General features: G+C 47.2%; 15 protein-coding genes. All 15 read left to right on the top strand.

The window, feature by feature from the left end; all coding sequences use genetic code 11:
• Positions 1-114 precede the first annotated feature (114 nt).
• The 15 genes from BLQ32_RS06355 to BLQ32_RS06285 all read left to right on the top strand — a co-directional run bounded on the left by BLQ32_RS06355 (position 115) and on the right by BLQ32_RS06285 (position 17,924).
• Positions 115-921 carry an undecaprenyl pyrophosphate synthase gene (locus BLQ32_RS06355; RefSeq protein ID WP_036806668.1) on the top strand — a complete coding sequence of 269 codons (807 nt, stop codon included), beginning with the start codon at positions 115-117 and terminating at the stop codon, positions 919-921.
• Positions 918-1,709 carry a phosphatidate cytidylyltransferase gene (locus BLQ32_RS06350; protein ID WP_074509523.1) on the top strand — a complete coding sequence of 264 codons (792 nt, stop codon included), beginning with the start codon at positions 918-920 and terminating at the stop codon, positions 1,707-1,709. Before BLQ32_RS06355 ends, BLQ32_RS06350 begins: the two co-directional genes overlap by 4 nt.
• A gap of 15 nt (positions 1,710-1,724) precedes the next feature.
• Positions 1,725-2,870: a 1-deoxy-D-xylulose-5-phosphate reductoisomerase gene (gene dxr, locus BLQ32_RS06345; RefSeq protein ID WP_036806662.1), complete on the top strand. Its 1,146-nt coding sequence runs from the start codon at positions 1,725-1,727 to the stop codon at positions 2,868-2,870.
• 42 nt (positions 2,871-2,912) lie between these two features.
• Positions 2,913-4,172 carry an RIP metalloprotease RseP gene (rseP, locus tag BLQ32_RS06340; RefSeq protein WP_074509522.1) on the top strand — a complete coding sequence of 420 codons (1,260 nt, stop codon included), beginning with the start codon at positions 2,913-2,915 and terminating at the stop codon, positions 4,170-4,172.
• A gap of 172 nt (positions 4,173-4,344) precedes the next feature.
• The gene (locus BLQ32_RS06335; protein WP_074509521.1) at positions 4,345-6,048 is read left to right on the top strand and encodes a proline--tRNA ligase; all 1,704 of its coding nucleotides are present in this window, start codon (positions 4,345-4,347) and stop codon (positions 6,046-6,048) included.
• Between the two features lie 91 nt (positions 6,049-6,139).
• Positions 6,140-10,447 (top strand): PolC-type DNA polymerase III, encoded by a 4,308-nt coding sequence (locus tag BLQ32_RS06330; RefSeq protein WP_074509520.1) that lies wholly within the window; start codon positions 6,140-6,142, stop codon positions 10,445-10,447.
• 251 nt (positions 10,448-10,698) lie between these two features.
• Positions 10,699-11,184, top strand: a complete 486-nt coding sequence (gene rimP / locus BLQ32_RS06325; protein WP_036806649.1) for a ribosome maturation factor RimP — start codon at positions 10,699-10,701, stop codon at positions 11,182-11,184.
• Positions 11,185-11,207: 23 nt separating this feature from the next.
• Positions 11,208-12,335, top strand: a complete 1,128-nt coding sequence (gene nusA / locus BLQ32_RS06320; RefSeq protein WP_036806646.1) for a transcription termination factor NusA — start codon at positions 11,208-11,210, stop codon at positions 12,333-12,335.
• A 20-nt stretch (positions 12,336-12,355) separates the two neighbouring features.
• Entirely contained in the window at positions 12,356-12,637 is a 282-nt protein-coding gene (gene rnpM, locus BLQ32_RS06315) for an RNase P modulator RnpM (RefSeq protein WP_036806643.1), read from the top strand.
• Positions 12,637-12,972, top strand: coding sequence for a YlxQ family RNA-binding protein (locus BLQ32_RS06310; RefSeq protein ID WP_036806640.1), 336 nt, complete (start codon positions 12,637-12,639; stop codon positions 12,970-12,972). Before rnpM ends, BLQ32_RS06310 begins: the two co-directional genes overlap by 1 nt.
• A 4-nt stretch (positions 12,973-12,976) precedes the next feature.
• Positions 12,977-15,280, top strand: coding sequence for a translation initiation factor IF-2 (infB, locus tag BLQ32_RS06305; protein ID WP_036806637.1), 2,304 nt, complete (start codon positions 12,977-12,979; stop codon positions 15,278-15,280).
• Positions 15,277-15,555: a DUF503 domain-containing protein gene (locus tag BLQ32_RS06300; RefSeq protein WP_036806634.1), complete on the top strand. Its 279-nt coding sequence runs from the start codon at positions 15,277-15,279 to the stop codon at positions 15,553-15,555. Before infB ends, BLQ32_RS06300 begins: the two co-directional genes overlap by 4 nt.
• An 18-nt stretch (positions 15,556-15,573) precedes the next feature.
• Positions 15,574-15,927 (top strand): 30S ribosome-binding factor RbfA, encoded by a 354-nt coding sequence (gene rbfA / locus BLQ32_RS06295; protein WP_036806631.1) that lies wholly within the window; start codon positions 15,574-15,576, stop codon positions 15,925-15,927.
• A 115-nt stretch (positions 15,928-16,042) separates the two neighbouring features.
• The gene (gene truB / locus BLQ32_RS06290; RefSeq protein WP_083335271.1) at positions 16,043-16,972 is read left to right on the top strand and encodes a tRNA pseudouridine(55) synthase TruB; all 930 of its coding nucleotides are present in this window, start codon (positions 16,043-16,045) and stop codon (positions 16,970-16,972) included.
• 1 nt (position 16,973) lies between these two features.
• On the top strand, positions 16,974-17,924 hold the full coding sequence (locus tag BLQ32_RS06285; RefSeq protein ID WP_074509519.1) for a bifunctional riboflavin kinase/FAD synthetase: 951 nt from the start codon (positions 16,974-16,976) through the stop codon (positions 17,922-17,924).
• Positions 17,925-17,973 lie beyond the last annotated feature (49 nt).

The raw sequence follows: 17,973 nt of genomic DNA, 5'->3' as shown, positions 1-17,973 counted from the left end.
ACGCTTTTTCATGCCAAAAATTGTCTTGCATCGTGAAAGTAAGCGCACAATGCCGATTTTTTTGATATGATAAGCAATAGACATGCCGATTTGTAACAGGTGGAGGATTAAACTATGTTCAATAAATTATTAAAACGAATGGCAGATCCAGCTTTGGAAGATGCAGCGCAGGGATACGAAGAGCGCTTATATGAAGTTGCCAAAGAAGGAGTTCCAGCCCATATTGCCATTATTATGGACGGCAACGGGCGCTGGGCCAAAAAACGTTCTTTACCGAGAGTGGCAGGCCATCACGAAGGAATGAAAACGGTCCGAAAAATTACAAAGCTGGCCAATCATTTAGGGGTTGAAGTTTTAACCCTTTATGCGTTTTCCACAGAAAACTGGAAACGGCCGAAAATGGAAGTCGATTTTCTCATGCGCTTGCCGGAAGAATTTTTATCCACGTTTCTGCCTGAATTGATAGAAGAAAATGTCCGTGTTGAAATGATAGGCTACCATCACAATTTGCCTTCACATACAATTTCTGCAATCAGAAAAGCGAAGGAAGCCACGAAGCACAATACAGGCCTTGTGCTGAATTTTGCGCTGAACTACGGCAGCCGTTCGGAAATCGTCGATGCCGTCAAAGATATCGCGGCCCAAGTGGCAGCAGGAAAGCTGGATTTGGCAGACATTACAGAAGACCGGATTTCTTCAGGTTTGATGACAAATGATTTGCCGGAACCTGATTTGCTGATCCGCACAAGTGGAGAAGTCCGATTAAGCAACTTTATGCTTTGGCAATTGGCTTACACGGAATTGTGGTTTACGGAAACTTTGTGGCCGGATTTCGGGGAAGAATCTTTGCTGGAAGCAGTGGAGAATTACCAGAAGCGAAATCGCAGATTTGGAGGATTGAAAGGGGAAGAAGCAAATTGAAACAACGCATCATAACGGGAGTTATTGCTGCAGCTCTTTTCATTCCTTTTGTGTATATCGGCGGAACGCCATTTATTCTTTTGATGTATGCATTAGGAACAATCGGATTGCAGGAATTATTGAAAATGAAAGGCCGGTCACTTTGGAGCATTCCAGGGCTTATCTCACTTTTTGGATTGTATGCCTTTATGCTGCCGGATCAGTGGGCAGCTCAAATTTATGAGTGGACCGGTTACATAAAAGTGGAATTCGCTTTTTTAGCAGTGATTTTGCTGCTCATACATACGGTTGTCGTTAAGAACAGCTTTACATTTGATGATGCAGCATTTGCCGTGCTTGGGACGCTGTATTTAGGAATGGGCTTTTACTACACAATTGAAACCCGCGAGTATGGGCTTGCTTATATTATTTTTGCGTTGTTCATCGTCTGGTTTACAGATTCCGGGGCGTATTTTACGGGCCGCAAAATCGGCAAACGCAAACTATGGCCGGAAATTTCGCCGAATAAGACCGTAGAAGGCTTTATCGGCGGCATTGTATGGGCAATTGGCATCGGCTTGATCTTGAATTACTTTGTCGATTTAGACAAACCGATTCTGATTATCATCGCGGTATCGATTGTTGCTTCGATATTTGGCCAAATGGGCGATTTAGTGGAATCGGCGTTAAAGCGCCATTTCAACGTCAAGGACTCAGGGAACATCCTGCCTGGGCATGGCGGCATATTGGACCGCTTTGACAGCATTCTGTTTGTCATGCCGCTGCTGCACTTTTTACATTTCATCTAAGAAAGGATTTTTTAAATGGCAAAAAGTATTATTTTGCTGGGTGCCACCGGTTCAATCGGTGTGCAGACAGCCGATATTATCCGTGAACATCCAGAAGATTTTTCATTAACCGGATTTGCTGCCGGCAAAAACATGGCGGTAACCCGTGACTTTATCCGTGAATTCCATCCGGAAATTGTATGTGTACAAAACGATGATGATGCCGTTTCCTTGAGAAATGAATTTCCCGGTGTCCACGTCGTTTCGGGCGATTCCGGCCTAATTGAAACCGCAACATATGAAGCGGATGTTTTGGTCAACGCGGTCCTTGGCAGCGTCGGGCTGAAACCGACTTTAGAAGCGATCAAGCTGGGGCGTACGGTAGCGATTGCCAACAAAGAAACATTGGTGACTGCCGGCCATTTGGTCATGCAAAGCGCAAAAGAATACGGAGCGACCATCCTTCCGGTCGACAGTGAGCACTCAGCGCTGTTCCAGTCCTTGAACGGAGAAAAAAGAGAACAGGCCAGCCGCTTGATCCTAACCGCATCCGGCGGCAGCTTCCGCGACTCAACCCGTGACGATTTAAAAAACGTGACCGTAAAAGAAGCATTGAACCATCCCAATTGGTCAATGGGCGCAAAAATTACGATTGATTCGGCGACCATGGTCAACAAAGGGCTGGAAGTGATCGAAGCACACGTTTTATTTGATTTTGACTACAACGACATCGACGTCTTGCTGCACCGTGAAAGCATTATCCATTCCATGGTGGAATTCCAAGACACGAGTGTGATGGCACAATTGGGCACGCCGGATATGCGGGTGCCGATCCAGTATGCACTCACTTATCCGGATCGATTGCCGCGTCCGGAAGCCAAACGGTTGAATTTGGCGGAAATCGGCAAACTTCATTTTCAGGAAATGGATTACGACCGTTTCCGTGCATTGAAAATGGCTTTTGAGGCAGGCCGGGCTGGCGGTACAATGACGACTGTTTTGAACGCCGCCAACGAACAGGCTGTGGCGATGTTTTTAAATGAAGAAATTACATTTTTGCAGATTGAAGAGTTGATTGAACGCGCGATGCATAGCCACCAGGTGGTTTCGGCGCCGGATTTGGAAACGATTTTATACGTAGATGCTGAAACAAGAAAATCCGTCAAAAACATGCTAAAATAACTAAAGATTAAAACCGAAAACGGTTTATAAGGATGGGTTTAAATGGAAACAGTACTAGCGTTTATAATTATTTTCGGTGCTTTAGTATTTTTTCATGAATTTGGCCATTTTCTGTTTGCAAAACGTGCCGGCATCTTAGTGCGTGAGTTTGCAATCGGGATGGGCCCGAAAATTCTGGGCATTACGAAAGGCGAGACCATCTATACGCTGCGGCTATTGCCGATCGGCGGCTATGTCCGTATGGCCGGAGAAGACATGGACACCATCCATCTGCAGGCAGGGCACCGCATCGGTGTACTGTTGAATAAAGATGGACAAGCTACAAAAATTATCATGAACCAGAAAGCGATGTACCCGGACATTTTGCTGATGGAAGTGGAAGAAGCGGACCTGGAAAAAGAACTGTACATCAAGGGATATGACGAAGAAGACAAATTTGTCCGCATTGAAGTTGCGCGTGATGCTGTAGTTGAAGAAAACGGCAGAGAAACGATTCTTGCTCCTTATGACCGCCAGTTTGATTCGAAAAGCCTTGGCCACCGTTTTATGACGATACTGGCTGGGCCGCTGTTCAACTTTATTCTTGCGTTCTTCATTTTTACCGCAATCGGATTGATGCAAGGCATCCCGACCAATGAACCGGTGATTACAGAAGTAACCGAAGACAGCCCAGCTGCTGAAGCCGGTTTGCAAAATGGGGATTTGGTGAAGGAAATTGATGGCAAGTCCATTGCTTCATGGAATGAATTAGTGGAATCTGTTCAGGACAACGCCGGCAATCCATTGCCATTTGAAGTGGAACGCGGCGGCGAAACGCTTGATTTCACCATCACACCGGAAGTGTCGGAAGAATCTCCTGAAAAAGTGGGCGTCATCGGCGTGCTTTACCGAAGCCCGCTTGAAAAGGATTTCTTAGGTTCTTTCGCTTATGGCGCTGAACAAACTGTATTCTGGTTCAAGGAAATTTTCCGTTTGCTCGGAATGCTGGTAACGGGCCAATTTACGATTGATGCATTGTCCGGCCCTGTAGGAATTTATAAAACGACTGAAGAAGTTGCAAAGTACGGCATTTTCACGTTGATGAGCTGGGCAGGCATGCTGAGCATCAACTTGGGGATCATGAACTTATTGCCGCTTCCGGCACTTGATGGCGGCCGCTTGATGTTCTTCATCATTGAAGGCGTCCGTGGAAAACCGGTCGACCGCCAAAAAGAAGGCATGGTCCATTTTGTCGGCATTATGCTGCTCATGCTGCTGATGATTGTCGTCACCTGGAACGATATCCAGAAATTCTTTTTTTGATTGAACAGCAGACAATTGCCCGCTAAGCCCCGACAAGCGCCGGAAGGCACGGAGCCATGGCGGGCTTTACCATTTCCGACAAGTATGAAGTAAACTTGAAAGACTAGGCGTTAGACTTAGAAAAGCAAAACCGCATTAAAAAATTAAATAGTCAGTTGAGGTGCATTTTGGAATGAAACAAACAGCAACTTTTATCCCTACATTAAGAGAAACACCGGCAGATGCAGATGTTAAATCGCATCAGCTATTATTGCGGGCTGGATTTATCCGCCAAAATACGAGCGGTGTTTATTCGTTTCTGCCTTTAGGCAAACGCGTTCTGCAAAAAGTGGAAAACGTGATCCGCGAAGAAATGGAAGCCGTCAACAGTGTGGAAGTCTTCCTTCCGGCGCTGCAGCAAGCAGAACTTTGGCAGGAAACCGGCCGCTGGTATTCTTACGGCGACGAATTGATGAGACTGACCGACCGCAATAACCGTGAATTTGCTCTTGGAGCAACACATGAAGAAGTCATTACGAGCCTGCTTCGCGATGAGATCAAATCCTACAAAAAATTGCCATTGAACCTTTTCCAGATCCAGTCGAAATTCCGCGACGAAAAACGTCCGCGCTTCGGCTTGCTTCGCGGGCGTGAATTCTTGATGAAAGACGCGTATTCGTTCCATGCAACGAAAGAAAGTTTGGATGACACATACAACGATATGATGCAGGCTTATACGAATATTTTCACACGCCTGGGATTAAACTTCCGCGCCGTCATTGCTGACTCGGGAGCTATCGGCGGAAAAGACAACCATGAATTTATGGTGCTTTCTGAAATTGGCGAAGACACGATTGCCTATTCTGACACGTCTTCCTATGCTGCAAATATTGAAATGGCAGCAGTGAACATGGAGTATCCAAAATCGGATGAAGCGATGAAAGAACTTGAAAAAGTGGCAACGCCGGACCAGAAGACCATTGTAGATGTTGCAGCCTTCCTGAACACAACCCCGGAACAATGCATTAAGACATTGGTATTCAAAGCGGATGAGGAATTGGTAGTGGTATTGTCCCGTGGTGACCACGAAATCAATGACGTCAAAGTGAAGCATGCAACAGGTGCAACAATCGTCGAGCTTGCTGAACCGGAAGAAGTGCAGCAGGCATTGGGCTGCGAAATTGGTTCCCTGGGGCCGGTGAAATTGCCATCAATGATTAAGGTGTACGCGGACCAGGCAGTCCAATCGATTGTCAACGGTGTGACAGGCGCGAACGAAGATGGGTTCCATTTCATCAACGTCAACCCTGAAAAAGATTTCTCTGTTGAATCTTATGCGGATCTTCGCTTTGTCCAAGAGGGAGACCCTTCTCCAGACGGCGAAGGCACCATCCAATTTGCCAAAGGCATCGAAGTCGGCCATATTTTCAAACTGGGCACGACTTACAGCGAGCCGATGAAAGCGACTTTCTTGAACGACCAGGGCAGAGCGATGCCTTATATCATGGGCTGCTACGGCATTGGTGTATCACGTGTGATGGCGGCTGTTGCTGAACAGTTCCAGGATGACAATGGCTTTATCTGGCCGGACGCAATTGCACCGTATGAAGTGCATATTTTGCCGGTCAACATGAAAGACGAAACGCAGCGCGAACTTGGAGAAGATTTATATAAATTATTGAAATCCTACCGCTACGAAGTCCTGCTCGACGACCGCAACGAGCGTGCAGGCGTTAAGTTCACGGATGCTGATTTGATCGGCTTGCCGGTCCGCATCACCGTCGGCAAAAAAGCTTCTGAAGGAATTTTGGAAGTGAAATACCGCCGTACGGGAGAAACGTTTGAGTGGAAACGGGAAGAATTGCTCGATCACTTGCAGCAATTCTTTAAAAAATAATCAGCAAATCTGATATGATGGAGAGGAAAGTACAACTGTACTTTCCTTTCTTTATTCTTAGTTGAATTAATTTTTTATGAAGGGGATAGTTATGACAAACCTGCAAGATTCAAAGATGCGATTCAAGCTACTTCTTCAGCATCTCGACCTAACAGACGATGTACACATGCCTTTTTTCGAAGAGGCTGAACTGACACGGATGACGGTCCATAAAAAAGAGCGGACCTGGCGTTTTCTGATTAAAGTAAAACAGACTTTGCCGCTGAAATTATTTCTATTATTAAAAGAACGTCTAAATACAACTTTTGCGACCATTGCGAATGTCCAGCTTTCGATTGAAAGTGAGGCCCAATCAGCAGATGGCGATCTGGTCATGGAATACTGGCGCTATGTCGTGGAAGAATTTTCGGATATGGCTCCGCCGCTTCGCGATCAGCTGCTTTCGCAAGTGCCGGAATGGAACGGCAGCAAGTTGATGTTATGCTGCAGCCACGAGCATGAAATGATGGCGCTGAAATCGAAGTATACGGATAAATTGTCGGGCGCGTTTCAACAATTCGGGTTCCCGCGTATAGCCATCGAGTTCCAGCTCGCTGAAGGCGACCAGGAAGCAGCGCATTTGGCCTTTATGGAACAGCGCCGCATCGAAGAAATAGAAATGGCGTCCAAGGCGTTGGCGGACATGAAGAAACGGGAAACCGACCGCAAAGAAAACGGTGTGCCATCCGGTCCGTTCCAGATGGGCGTGGCCATCAAGCCGGATGAAAAAATTGTGGAAATCAAATCGATTATTGATGAAGAACGCAGAGTGACAATCGAAGGCTTTGTCTTTGATGTGGAAGTCCGCGAGCTCCGGAGCGGCCGCTCGTTGCTGACCGTGAAAATGACGGACTATACCGATTCGATTTTAGTGAAGATGTTCTCACGCGACAAAGAAGACGCCGAATTGATGGGCAGCCTGAAAAAAGGAATGTGGCTGAAAGCACGCGGTTCCATCCAAACCGATACGTTTGTACGTGATCTGGTGATGATGGCGCAGGATATGGTGGAAATCAATCCACAGCTCCGCAAAGACACAGCGGAAGAAAAACGGGTGGAATTGCATCTGCATACGCCGATGAGCGCTATGGATGCCGTTTCATCAGTCGATTCCCTAGTATCGCAAGCTGCCAAATGGGGGCATCCGGCCATTGCGATTACCGACCATGCCGGTGTGCAATCTTTCCCGGATGCTTATGCTGCCAGCAAGAAATACGGCATCAAAGCGATATTCGGGCTGGAAGCGAACTTAGTGGACGACGGCGTGCCGATCGCCTACGAAGAGCGCCATGCCTTGCTTGAAGAAGAAACATTTGTCGTATTTGACTTGGAGACGACCGGACTGTCGGCCGTTTACGATATCATCATCGAACTTGCCGCTGTCAAAATCAAGGGCGGCCAAATCATTGATAAATTCGAAAGCTTTGCCAATCCGCATCACGACCTGTCCGCAACAACCATAGAGCTGACGGGCATCACAGATGACATGGTGAAAAATGCGCCGGAAGTGGAAGAAGTCATCCGCAAGTACCATGAATGGGCAGGCGACCACATCATGGTCGCGCACAACGCATCATTCGATATGGGCTTCTTATATGTATCTTATAAAAAATACGGCATCGATATGAAGCATGCTACGATCGATACATTGGAACTGGCCCGTATGCTTCATCCGGAATTGAAAAACCACCGGCTAAATACGCTTGCTAAAAAATTCGGCATCGAATTGACCCAGCATCACCGGGCCATCTACGATACGGAAGCGACTTCTTATTTGCTGACGCATTTGCTGAAAGAAGCGCATGAAAAAGGCATCCTTTACCATGACCAGCTGAATGATTATGTCGGCGCCGGTGATGCTTATAAACGTTCACGCCCTACCCACTGCACCTTGCTTGCGCAAAATGATGAAGGGCTGAAGAATCTGTTCAAACTGGTTTCTGCTTCGCATATCGATTATTTCTACCGGGTGCCGCGTATTCCGCGTTCGCTGCTGCAGCGCCACCGAAAAGGGCTGCTTGTCGGCTCGGGCTGCGACAAAGGGGAAGTTTTCGAAGCAGTGATGCAAAAATCGATGGAAGAAGTCGAACAGACGGCGAAGTTCTATGATTATCTGGAAGTCCATCCAAAAGAAGTGTATTCCCATTTGATCGAAAAAGAATTGATCCGTGATGAATGGAACTTGGAGGACGTCATGCGCAAGCTGGTGAAAGTCAGTCGCAAACTGGAATTGCCACTGGTGGCAACCGGAAACGTCCATTACCTGGACGAAAACGATGCCATTTTCCGGCAAGTGCTGATCGGTTCCCAAGGCGGGGCCAACCCGCTGAACCGCCAGAAATTGCCGAAAGTCCATTTCCGGACGACCGATGAAATGCTGGAAGCTTTCGATTTTCTTGGAGCCGAGACGGCGAAGGAAATCGTGGTCACCAACTCCAATAAGATAGCGGATATGATTGAAACGGTAAAACCGATCAAAGATGATCTGTATACGCCGAAAATTGAAGGTGCGGACGAGGAAGTACGCGAATTGAGCTATGATATGGCCCATAAAATCTACGGTCCGGATCTGCCGGAAATCGTCGAAGCCCGCATCGAAAAAGAATTGAAATCGATTATCGGCCACGGATTCGCTGTAATTTACCTCATTTCCCATAAACTGGTGAAGAAATCGCTCGACGACGGCTATCTCGTAGGTTCGCGGGGATCGGTCGGTTCTTCGCTCGTTGCGACATTGACGGAAATTACGGAAGTCAATCCATTGCCGCCGCATTATATTTGCACGAAATGCAAAAAATCTGAGTTCTTCGATGACGGGTCTGTCGGATCCGGATTCGATTTGCCGGACAAAAACTGCCCGGATTGCGACATTCCTTTCCAAAAAGAAGGGCAGGATATTCCGTTTGAAACCTTCCTCGGCTTTAAAGGGGACAAAGTTCCCGATATCGATTTGAACTTCAGTGGGGATTATCAGGCTAGAGCCCACAACTACACGAAGGAATTGTTCGGGGAAGACAATGTGTTCCGCGCCGGCACCATCGGAACAGTAGCGGAAAAAACGGCATACGGCTATGTCCGCGGTTATGCTAATGACCACAATTTAGCGTTCAGGGGTGCGGAAATTGACCGCCTTGTCCAAGGCTGTTCCGGCGTTAAGCGAAGCACAGGGCAGCATCCGGGCGGAATTATCGTTGTGCCGGATTATATGGATATTTACGATTTCTCGCCGATTCAGTTTCCGGCTGATGCCCAGGATTCGGAATGGAAAACGACGCATTTTGATTTCCATTCCATCCACGATAACTTATTGAAGCTCGATATCCTCGGACACGATGATCCAACGGTGATCCGGATGCTGCAGGATTTATCCGGCATCGATCCGAAGACGATTCCGACGGATGACCCGGAAGTGATGAAGATCTTTTCCGGTGTGGATTCGCTCGGGGTAACAGAAAAGCAGATTGGCTGCAAAACCGGAACATACGGGATTCCTGAGTTTGGTACGCGTTTTGTGCGCCAGATGCTCGAAGAAACAAAACCGACGACGTTTTCAGAGCTCGTCCAGATTTCCGGGCTTTCCCACGGAACGGATGTATGGCTCAGCAATGCCCAGGAATTGATCCAAAACGGCACCTGCCAATTGTCTGATGTAATCGGATGCCGGGATGATATCATGGTTTACCTGATTTACCAGGGCCTTGAATCTTCGCTAGCGTTCAAGATCATGGAATCGGTCCGTAAAGGGAAAGGGTTGACTCCGGAAATGGAAGAAGCGATGAAAAAAGAAGGGGTCCCGAACTGGTATATTGAATCGTGCAAAAAGATCAAATACATGTTCCCGAAAGCCCACGCCGCCGCTTACGTGCTGATGGCTGTGCGCATCGCTTATTTCAAAGTCCATTTCCCGATCCTTTACTACGCAGCGTACTTTACGGTCCGTGCGGAAGATTTCGATGTCAACGCGATGGCTAAAGGTTCGCAGTCCATCCGTGCGAAAATCGATGAGATCAACGCCAAAGGCCTTGAAGCTTCAACAAAAGAAAAGAACTTGCTGACGGTTATGGAATTGGCGCTGGAAATGGTGGAACGCGGCTATTCGTTCCAGAAAGTCGATTTGTATAAGTCGTCTGCTGACCAGTTCATCATTGATGGCAAAACACTGATTCCGCCGTTTAACGCAATTCCGGGGCTTGGAACGAACGCCGCCAAATCGATTGTTGCTGCCCGCGAACAAGGAACGTTCTTGTCGAAAGAGGACTTGCAGCAGCGAGGGCGCGTTTCCAAAACCATTATCGAATACATGGATGACCATGGCTGCTTGGAAGGCATGCCGGATGCCAATCAGCTGTCACTGTTCTAGGAAGTTGCACGGCACCGGGGATTATGGTATTATTGTAATAACATTTACTGATAGCTCTGTCGCAGAAGAGTGGGATTTCCCGCTCTTTTCTGTTGTTATGGCATAAAGTGAAACTTCACACAGTGGATATTTTGACCCGCCACTGCGTGTGGGTTCAACCAATCAAACTTTTACCGTCAGTTAATCTCCCACGTGCAATACTGGGGGATTTACTGACTGTTAAAGTGGGATAAAAACCGCGGGAGGCATATATGAGCAAAATTACCGAACAAATTGAACAACTTGCTTTGCCCATCACAGAAGAACTCCAATTGGAGCTTGTGGATGTGGAATTTTTAAAAGAAGGACGCAGCTGGTTTTTGCGTGTCTATGTAGACAATCCGGCAGCGCCGATCGACATCGATCAATGCGCGCTGGTCAGTGAAAAACTGAGCGAGATTCTGGATAAGCTGGATCCGATTGAACAAAATTATTTCTTGGAAGTATCTTCACCTGGTGCAGAGCGTCCATTGAAAAAAGAACAAGATTTCGAAAAAGCGCTCGGGAAATTCATTTACATTAAAACGTATGAACCCGTTGAAAACGCAAAAGAATTCGAAGGTTACCTGTTGTCTTATACCGATGAAGAAGTTGAAATTGAAGTTAAAATCAAAACACGCAGAAAGAAAATTGTCATTGAACGGAAAAAGATCGCTGTTATCCGATTGGCCATTGATTTTTCTGCAAAACTTGATTGAAGAACATGGGAGTGAATAAGAAGATGAGCAATGAGTTATTGGATGCATTGGATGCTTTAGAAAAGCAAAAAGGGATTTCAAGAGATGTTTTGATTGAAGCGATTGAAGCAGCGCTAGTTACAGCTTATAAACGCAACTTCAACCAGGCGCAGAACGTGCGAGTGGACTTGAATTTGAATACAGGGACGATGCTGGTCTATTCGCGCAAAGACGTCGTCGAAGAAGTGGAAGACGATCGTTTGCAAATTTCGCTGGAAGATGCGAAAGCAATCAATCCGGCATACGAACTGGCGGACATCGTTGAAGAAGAGGTAACTCCTCGGAACTTCGGACGCATTGCTGCCCAAACTGCGAAGCAAGTGGTCACACAGCGTGTGCGCGAAGCAGAGCGCGGGTTGATTTTTGAAGAATTTGTGGACCGTGCCGATGATATCGTCAACGGCATCGTTGAACGCATGGATGCCCGCAATCTATATGTAGGCCTTGGAAAAGTGGAAGCAGTGCTTCCGCAGACTGAGCAAATGCCAAATGAATCCTACCAGCCGCATGACCGCATCAAAGTGTATATCACAAAAGTGGAGCGCACAACGCGCGGGCCTCAGGTGTTTGTATCCCGTACACACCCTGGATTGCTTCGCCGTTTGTTTGAAAACGAAGTTCCGGAGATTTTCGAAGGAATCGTCGAGATCAAATCGATTGCCCGTGAAGCTGGAGACCGTTCGAAGATTTCGGTCGTTGCACACCGCGACGATATTGACCCGGTCGGCTCATGTGTTGGAGCAAAAGGCGCACGCGTTCAGACAATCGTCAACGAATTGAACGGCGAGAAAATTGATATCGTGGAATGGTCCGAAGAACCGGTAATCTTTGTCGCAAATGCGCTTAGCCCCTCAAAAGTTCTGGACGTTCAAGTCAACGAAGCCGAAAAATCAACAACCGTTGTGGTGCCGGATTATCAATTGTCATTGGCAATCGGTAAACGCGGACAAAACGCACGGCTTGCTGCGAAACTGACAGGCTGGAAAATCGATATCAAGAGCGAAACGGATGCCCGTGAACTTGGGATTTACCCAAATGAAAATTCAACAATCGAACTGGTTGAGTCCGGTGAAGAGCTTGACGATTTTGATTTTTATGAGGAAAAAGAATAACGTAGAGAAGGTGATGTCCGTTGGCTCTGCAAAAGAAAATTCCATTACGTAAATGCGTCGCTACTGGTGAGATGCATCCTAAAAAAGAAATGATCCGTGTAGTCCGGACAAAAGAAGGCGAAGTGTTTGTCGATTTGACTGGCAAAAAGTCAGGCCGCGGCGCTTACGTCTCGAAGTCGGAGGACGCCATTGAATTGGCCCGAAAAAAGAAAGTTTTGGACAATCAACTGGAAGCTAAAGTTCCAGCTGAAATCTACGACGAATTAACGCGCGTAGTCCTAAGAGAGCAGCTGAAGAAGTAATGAACACTGAACAACTAAAGACCAAAGAGAAATTCCTGCAAATTTTAGGATTGGCTACCCGAGCCCGGATGACGACCTCCGGAGAAGGCATGGCAGTGGCTGAAGTGCGGAGTGGCAATGCAAAATTGGTCATATTGTCAGAAGATGCATCAGAGAATACGAGCAAGAAAGTGCATGATAAATGCAATTCGTACAATGTTGATCTCCAAGTATTCGGAACGCGTTTTGAACTTGGACATGCAATAGGCAAAGCAGAGCGTGTAGTAGTAGCAATCACCGATCAAGGGTTTGCAAAAAAACTAGCGAGTTTGCTTGAAGAAATTAACCGGGGGTGAGCAGATGACCAAAATTCGAGTACATGAATACGCTAAAAAAGTAGATAAGCCAAGCAAAGAGATTATTGACCAGTTATCAAAGCTTAATATTGAAGTGGCCAACCATATGGCGACATTGGAAGACAATGCTGTAACAAAATTGGACGGCATTTACAAAAAACCTGCTGCAGGACGTACACAAGCACGCCAACAGCACCAGGCACAAAACCGTCCATCAGGTCAGGGGCAGTCCCGTCCACAAAACAGTGGCCAAGGGTCATCACGCCCAGCAGGACAGGGACAATCCCGTCCCCAAAACAGCGGACAAGGGCAATCGCGTCCAGCAGGACAAGGCCAGTCTCGTCCACAGAGCAGCGGACAAGGCCAGAGCCGTCCGGCAGGAGCAAAAGGATCGAACTTTACGCCTAAAGCAGCAAAACCGACTGCAGGTCCAGGACAGCGCAACAACCGTCCGGGCGGCGGCGGAGGCCGCGGAGGCCAAAACCGCAATCGCAAAGGCAGACAGCAGCAGCCAGTGAACCCGCTGCCGCCAATGCCGAAACGCGAGAAAGAATTGCCGGCTAAAATTACATTCAGCGAGTCTTTGACTGTAGCGGAACTGGCAAAAAAATTAGGGCGCGAGCCGTCTGAAATCATCAAAAAATTATTTATGCTTGGTGTAATGGCTACTATCAACCAAGAATTGGATAAAGACGCAATCGAATTGATTTGTGCGGAATACGAAGTGGAAGTGGAAGAAGAAATCCTGGTGGATAAAACCGACCTGGAAGTCTACTTCGAGCCGGAAGACGAAACACTTCAAGAAGAGCGTCCACCTGTTGTTACAATTATGGGACACGTTGACCATGGTAAAACGACTTTGCTTGATTCAATTCGCAACACGAAAGTGACGGCTGGAGAAGCAGGCGGAATTACGCAGCATATCGGTGCTTACCAAGTAGTTGAAAATGGCAAAAAGATCACATTCCTTGATACACCGGGACACGCAGCGTTTACAACAATGCGTGCACGCGGAGCTAAAGTAACGGATCTGGCCATTATCGTTGTAGCTGCTGACGACGGCGTTATGCCGCAGACAGTAGAAGCGATCAACCACGCCAAAGCTGCTGAAGTGCCAATCATTATTGCGGTCAACAAAATGGATAAGCCAAGTGCCAATCCGGACCGCGTTATGCAGGAACTTACAGAACATGGCCTTGTGCCGGAAGCTTGGGGCGGCGAAACGATTTTCGTGCCGATCTCCGCTTTGAAAGGCGAAGGCATCGACGCTTTGCTTGAAATGATCTTGCTTGTATCGGAAGTTGGCGAATTGAAAGCCAACCCGGCACGCCGGGCAATTGGTACGGTTATTGAAGCCGAGCTTGATAAAGGCCGCGGTTCGGTAGCTACTTTGCTTGTCCAAGATGGTACTTTGCATGTTGGAGATCCGATTGTTGTCGGAAATACATTTGGCCGCGTACGTGCGATGGTCAATGACCTTGGCCGCCGTGTGAAAGATGCGGGCCCGTCGACTCCTGTTGAAATTACAGGATTGAATGATGTACCGCAAGCCGGTGACCGTTTTGTCGTATTTGAAGATGAGAAAACAGCTCGCCAAGTCGGTGAAACCCGTGCAACTTCAGCGCTTCAAGTACAGCGTTCTGAAAAAACACGCGTCACGCTTGATAATTTGTTTGACCAGTTGAAACAAGGGGAAATGAAAGAATTGAACCTGATTGTCAAAGCTGACGTTCAAGGTGCAGTTGAAGCAATGGCGGCTTCATTGATGAAAATCGATGTAGAAGGCGTCAATGTGAAAATCATTCATACAGGAGCCGGTGCCATCACCGAATCCGATATTTCCCTAGCGGCTGCATCGAATGCAATCGTTATCGGTTTCAACGTCCGTCCGGATGTAAATGCGAAACGCGCTGCAGAAGCAGAAGGCGTCGATATTCGTTTGCACCGCATCATCTATAAAGTAATCGAAGAAATTGAATTCGCAATGAAAGGGTTATTGGACCCTGAATTCGAAGAAAAAATCATTGGGCAGGCTGAAGTTCGCAGCACGTTCAAAGTATCTAAAGTGGGCACGATTGCCGGAAGTTACGTAGTGGAAGGCAAAATCACTCGAGACAGCGGTGTACGTGTTATCCGTGAAGGCATCGTGGTATTCGAAGGCGAACTTGATACGCTGAAACGTTTCAAAGATGATGCAAAAGAAGTTGCCAAAGGATACGAATGCGGGATTACCATTAAAAACTTTAATGACATCAAAGAAGGCGATGTTATTGAAGCATTCGTTATGGAAGAAATCGAACGCAAATGATCGTATACATGGAATGTGAATTCTTCATTCCGGTTGCGCATTCATTGAAAGAAAAACGGTCAGTATTAAAAAGCATGCTGACCCGCACCAAACAGAAATTCAACGTTTCAGCTGCGGAAGTTGATCACCAGAATGTATGGCAACGGACCCGCATCGCCTTTGTTACCGTTTCTTCCTCAAAAGAGATGGCGGATAAGGAAATGGCGCAAGTATTGCAATACTTGGAAAGCAACCCCGCCTGGGAATGCCTTGAAGTTCAACAAGAATATTTGTAAGAACGAGGTGAATATACAATGACGATGCGTTCAAATCGTGTAGGCGAGCAGATGAAGAAAGAACTGAGCGAAATCATCAGCCGCAAACTGAAAGATCCAAGAATCGGCTTTGTCACGGTGACAGATGTCGAAGTAACAGGCGATCTTCAGCAGGCCACTGTCTACATCAGTGTGTTGGGTGATGAAAAAGTGAAAGAACAGACTTTGCTCGGTTTGTCGAAGTCAAAAGGATTTATCCGTTCGGAAATCGGACAACGGATCCGTTTGCGCAAGACGCCGGAATTGTCGTTTGAATTTGATTCATCTATCGCATACGGTAATCGAATTGATTCATTACTCCGTGACATTCAAGAACCAAAAGAAAACCAGTAAAAAATGATTCGCCCAGGACATTTTAGGCTGGCGCGAAGCATTGGTTAAACTGGAGCCTGCTAATTTCATGATTAGCAGGCTTTTTTTATACATATCAAGCAAGGGGCTGAAGCAAATGGCAATGAATGGTGTGCTGCCTTTATGGAAAGAAAAAGGGATGACTTCCCATGATTGTGTGTTCAAACTGAGAAAAATTTTAAAAACCAAAAAAGTAGGCCATACCGGCACGCTTGACCCGGATGTGGACGGCGTGCTGCCGATCTGCATCGGGACGGCGACCAAAGTGGCGGAATACATTACAGACCAGGGCAAGACCTATGAAGCTGAAGTGACCATCGGCTACTCTACTGAAACGGAAGACGCAAGCGGTGCAACAGTTGATGCCGACGAGTCCGAGAAGCACCTGAATAGAAGCGATCTTCTGAAAGCACTCGAAAGTTTGACGGGTGAAATCAAGCAAATCCCGCCGATGTATTCGGCAGTAAAAGTAAATGGGAAAAAGTTGTACGAATATGCCCGCCAAGGCATTCAAGTGGAACGCCCTGAGCGCATCGTCCGGATCGATTCCATTGAACTGCTGGATGAACAAGCAGAATGGAGCGGCAAAGAGCTGAAATTCTCGATTCGCATCCAATGCGGGAAAGGAACCTACATCCGGACTTTGGCCGTGCAAATCGGCGAAGCACTCGGCTACCCTGCACATATGTCGAAGTTGACGCGGACCGAGTCGGGGAAATTTGCGGCAAAAGACTGCGTAACACTTGCCGAAGTGGCCGAACTTGCTCAAAATGGAGATATCAGCTCTGTTTTAAAACCGCTGAGCTACGGGTTAAGCAATTTTCCGTTTGCCGAAATTGATCAGAAAGACATCTTTGCCATCAAGAACGGACAAGTTCTGGATAAGCATCCATTGCTGGAGGCAGAGAATTTTCTCGTATTGACGGTCAACGGACAGCCATTGGCGCTTTATAAAAAGCATCCTGAGCGAGCGGATAAAATGAAGCCTGAAAAAATGTTCGGAATCCCGAGTATCGACGAGGTGTAATATGGAAATCATTCATTTAAGCTACCCTAACCACATCAAACCGGAAAAAGAGCTTGGGCCCATTTCCTTGGCGCTCGGTTTTTTTGACGGCGTACATAAAGGGCATCAGCGGGTCATCGGAGAAGCGATCGCTCAAGCGGAAAAGCGCCAAGTGAAATCCGCTGTCATGACATTCGATCCTCATCCGTCTCTAGTGCTTGGCGGAAGAAAAGAAGAGGTTTTTTACATTACGCCGATGCAGCAGAAGCTGGAGATTTTGGAAAACATGGGGCTGGATGTTTGTTTCGTGGTCCGTTTCACTTCTGATTTTGCCCAGCTGACGCCGGAGCAGTTTATTGAAACGTTTATTAAAGAATTGAACGCCGTGCACGTTACTGCAGGATTTGATTTTTCATTCGGCTCCAAAGGAAAGGGCAATATGCAGGTGATGGAAGAAGCCGGCCAAGGCCAATTCAGTGTGACCACGATTGATAAGCAAGTCGACGCAGCAGAGAAAATCAGTTCAACACGGATCCGCAGTTTGCTGAAAAGCGGAGATGTAGGCGAAGTGTGCCGTCTGCTGAACCGGCCATTCCGGATTTCCGGGACTGTCGTAAACGGCGACAAACGGGGCAGAACAATCGGTTTTCCCACAGCCAATGTCGAACCGGAAATCGGATCATATGTGCCGGGGCGGGGCGTATATGCGGTAAGGATCTGGGTGCAGGGAATCGAGTATAACGGTGTCTGCAATGTAGGTTACAAACCGACGTTCAACAATCCGGATGTGAAAAAGCAGACGGTGGAAGTCTACATTCTGGAATTCGACAAAACGATCTACGGCGAAATGGTGGATGTGGATTGGTACCGGCGAATCCGGGACGAGCAGAAATTCTCCGGCATTGATGAATTGAAAGCGCAGATTCAGAAAGACAAGGAAACAGCGATCCAGTTTTTCAAAAGCTTAAACTAAGGTGACCGGTTGATTTTGAAAAGCTGTTATGCTATGATTTAAAAGTACT

This window comes from Planococcus glaciei, from assembly GCF_900099655.1.
GTDB lineage: Bacteria > Bacillota > Bacilli > Bacillales_A > Planococcaceae > Planococcus > Planococcus glaciei.
This window is presented reverse-complemented; position numbering and strand designations above follow the sequence as displayed.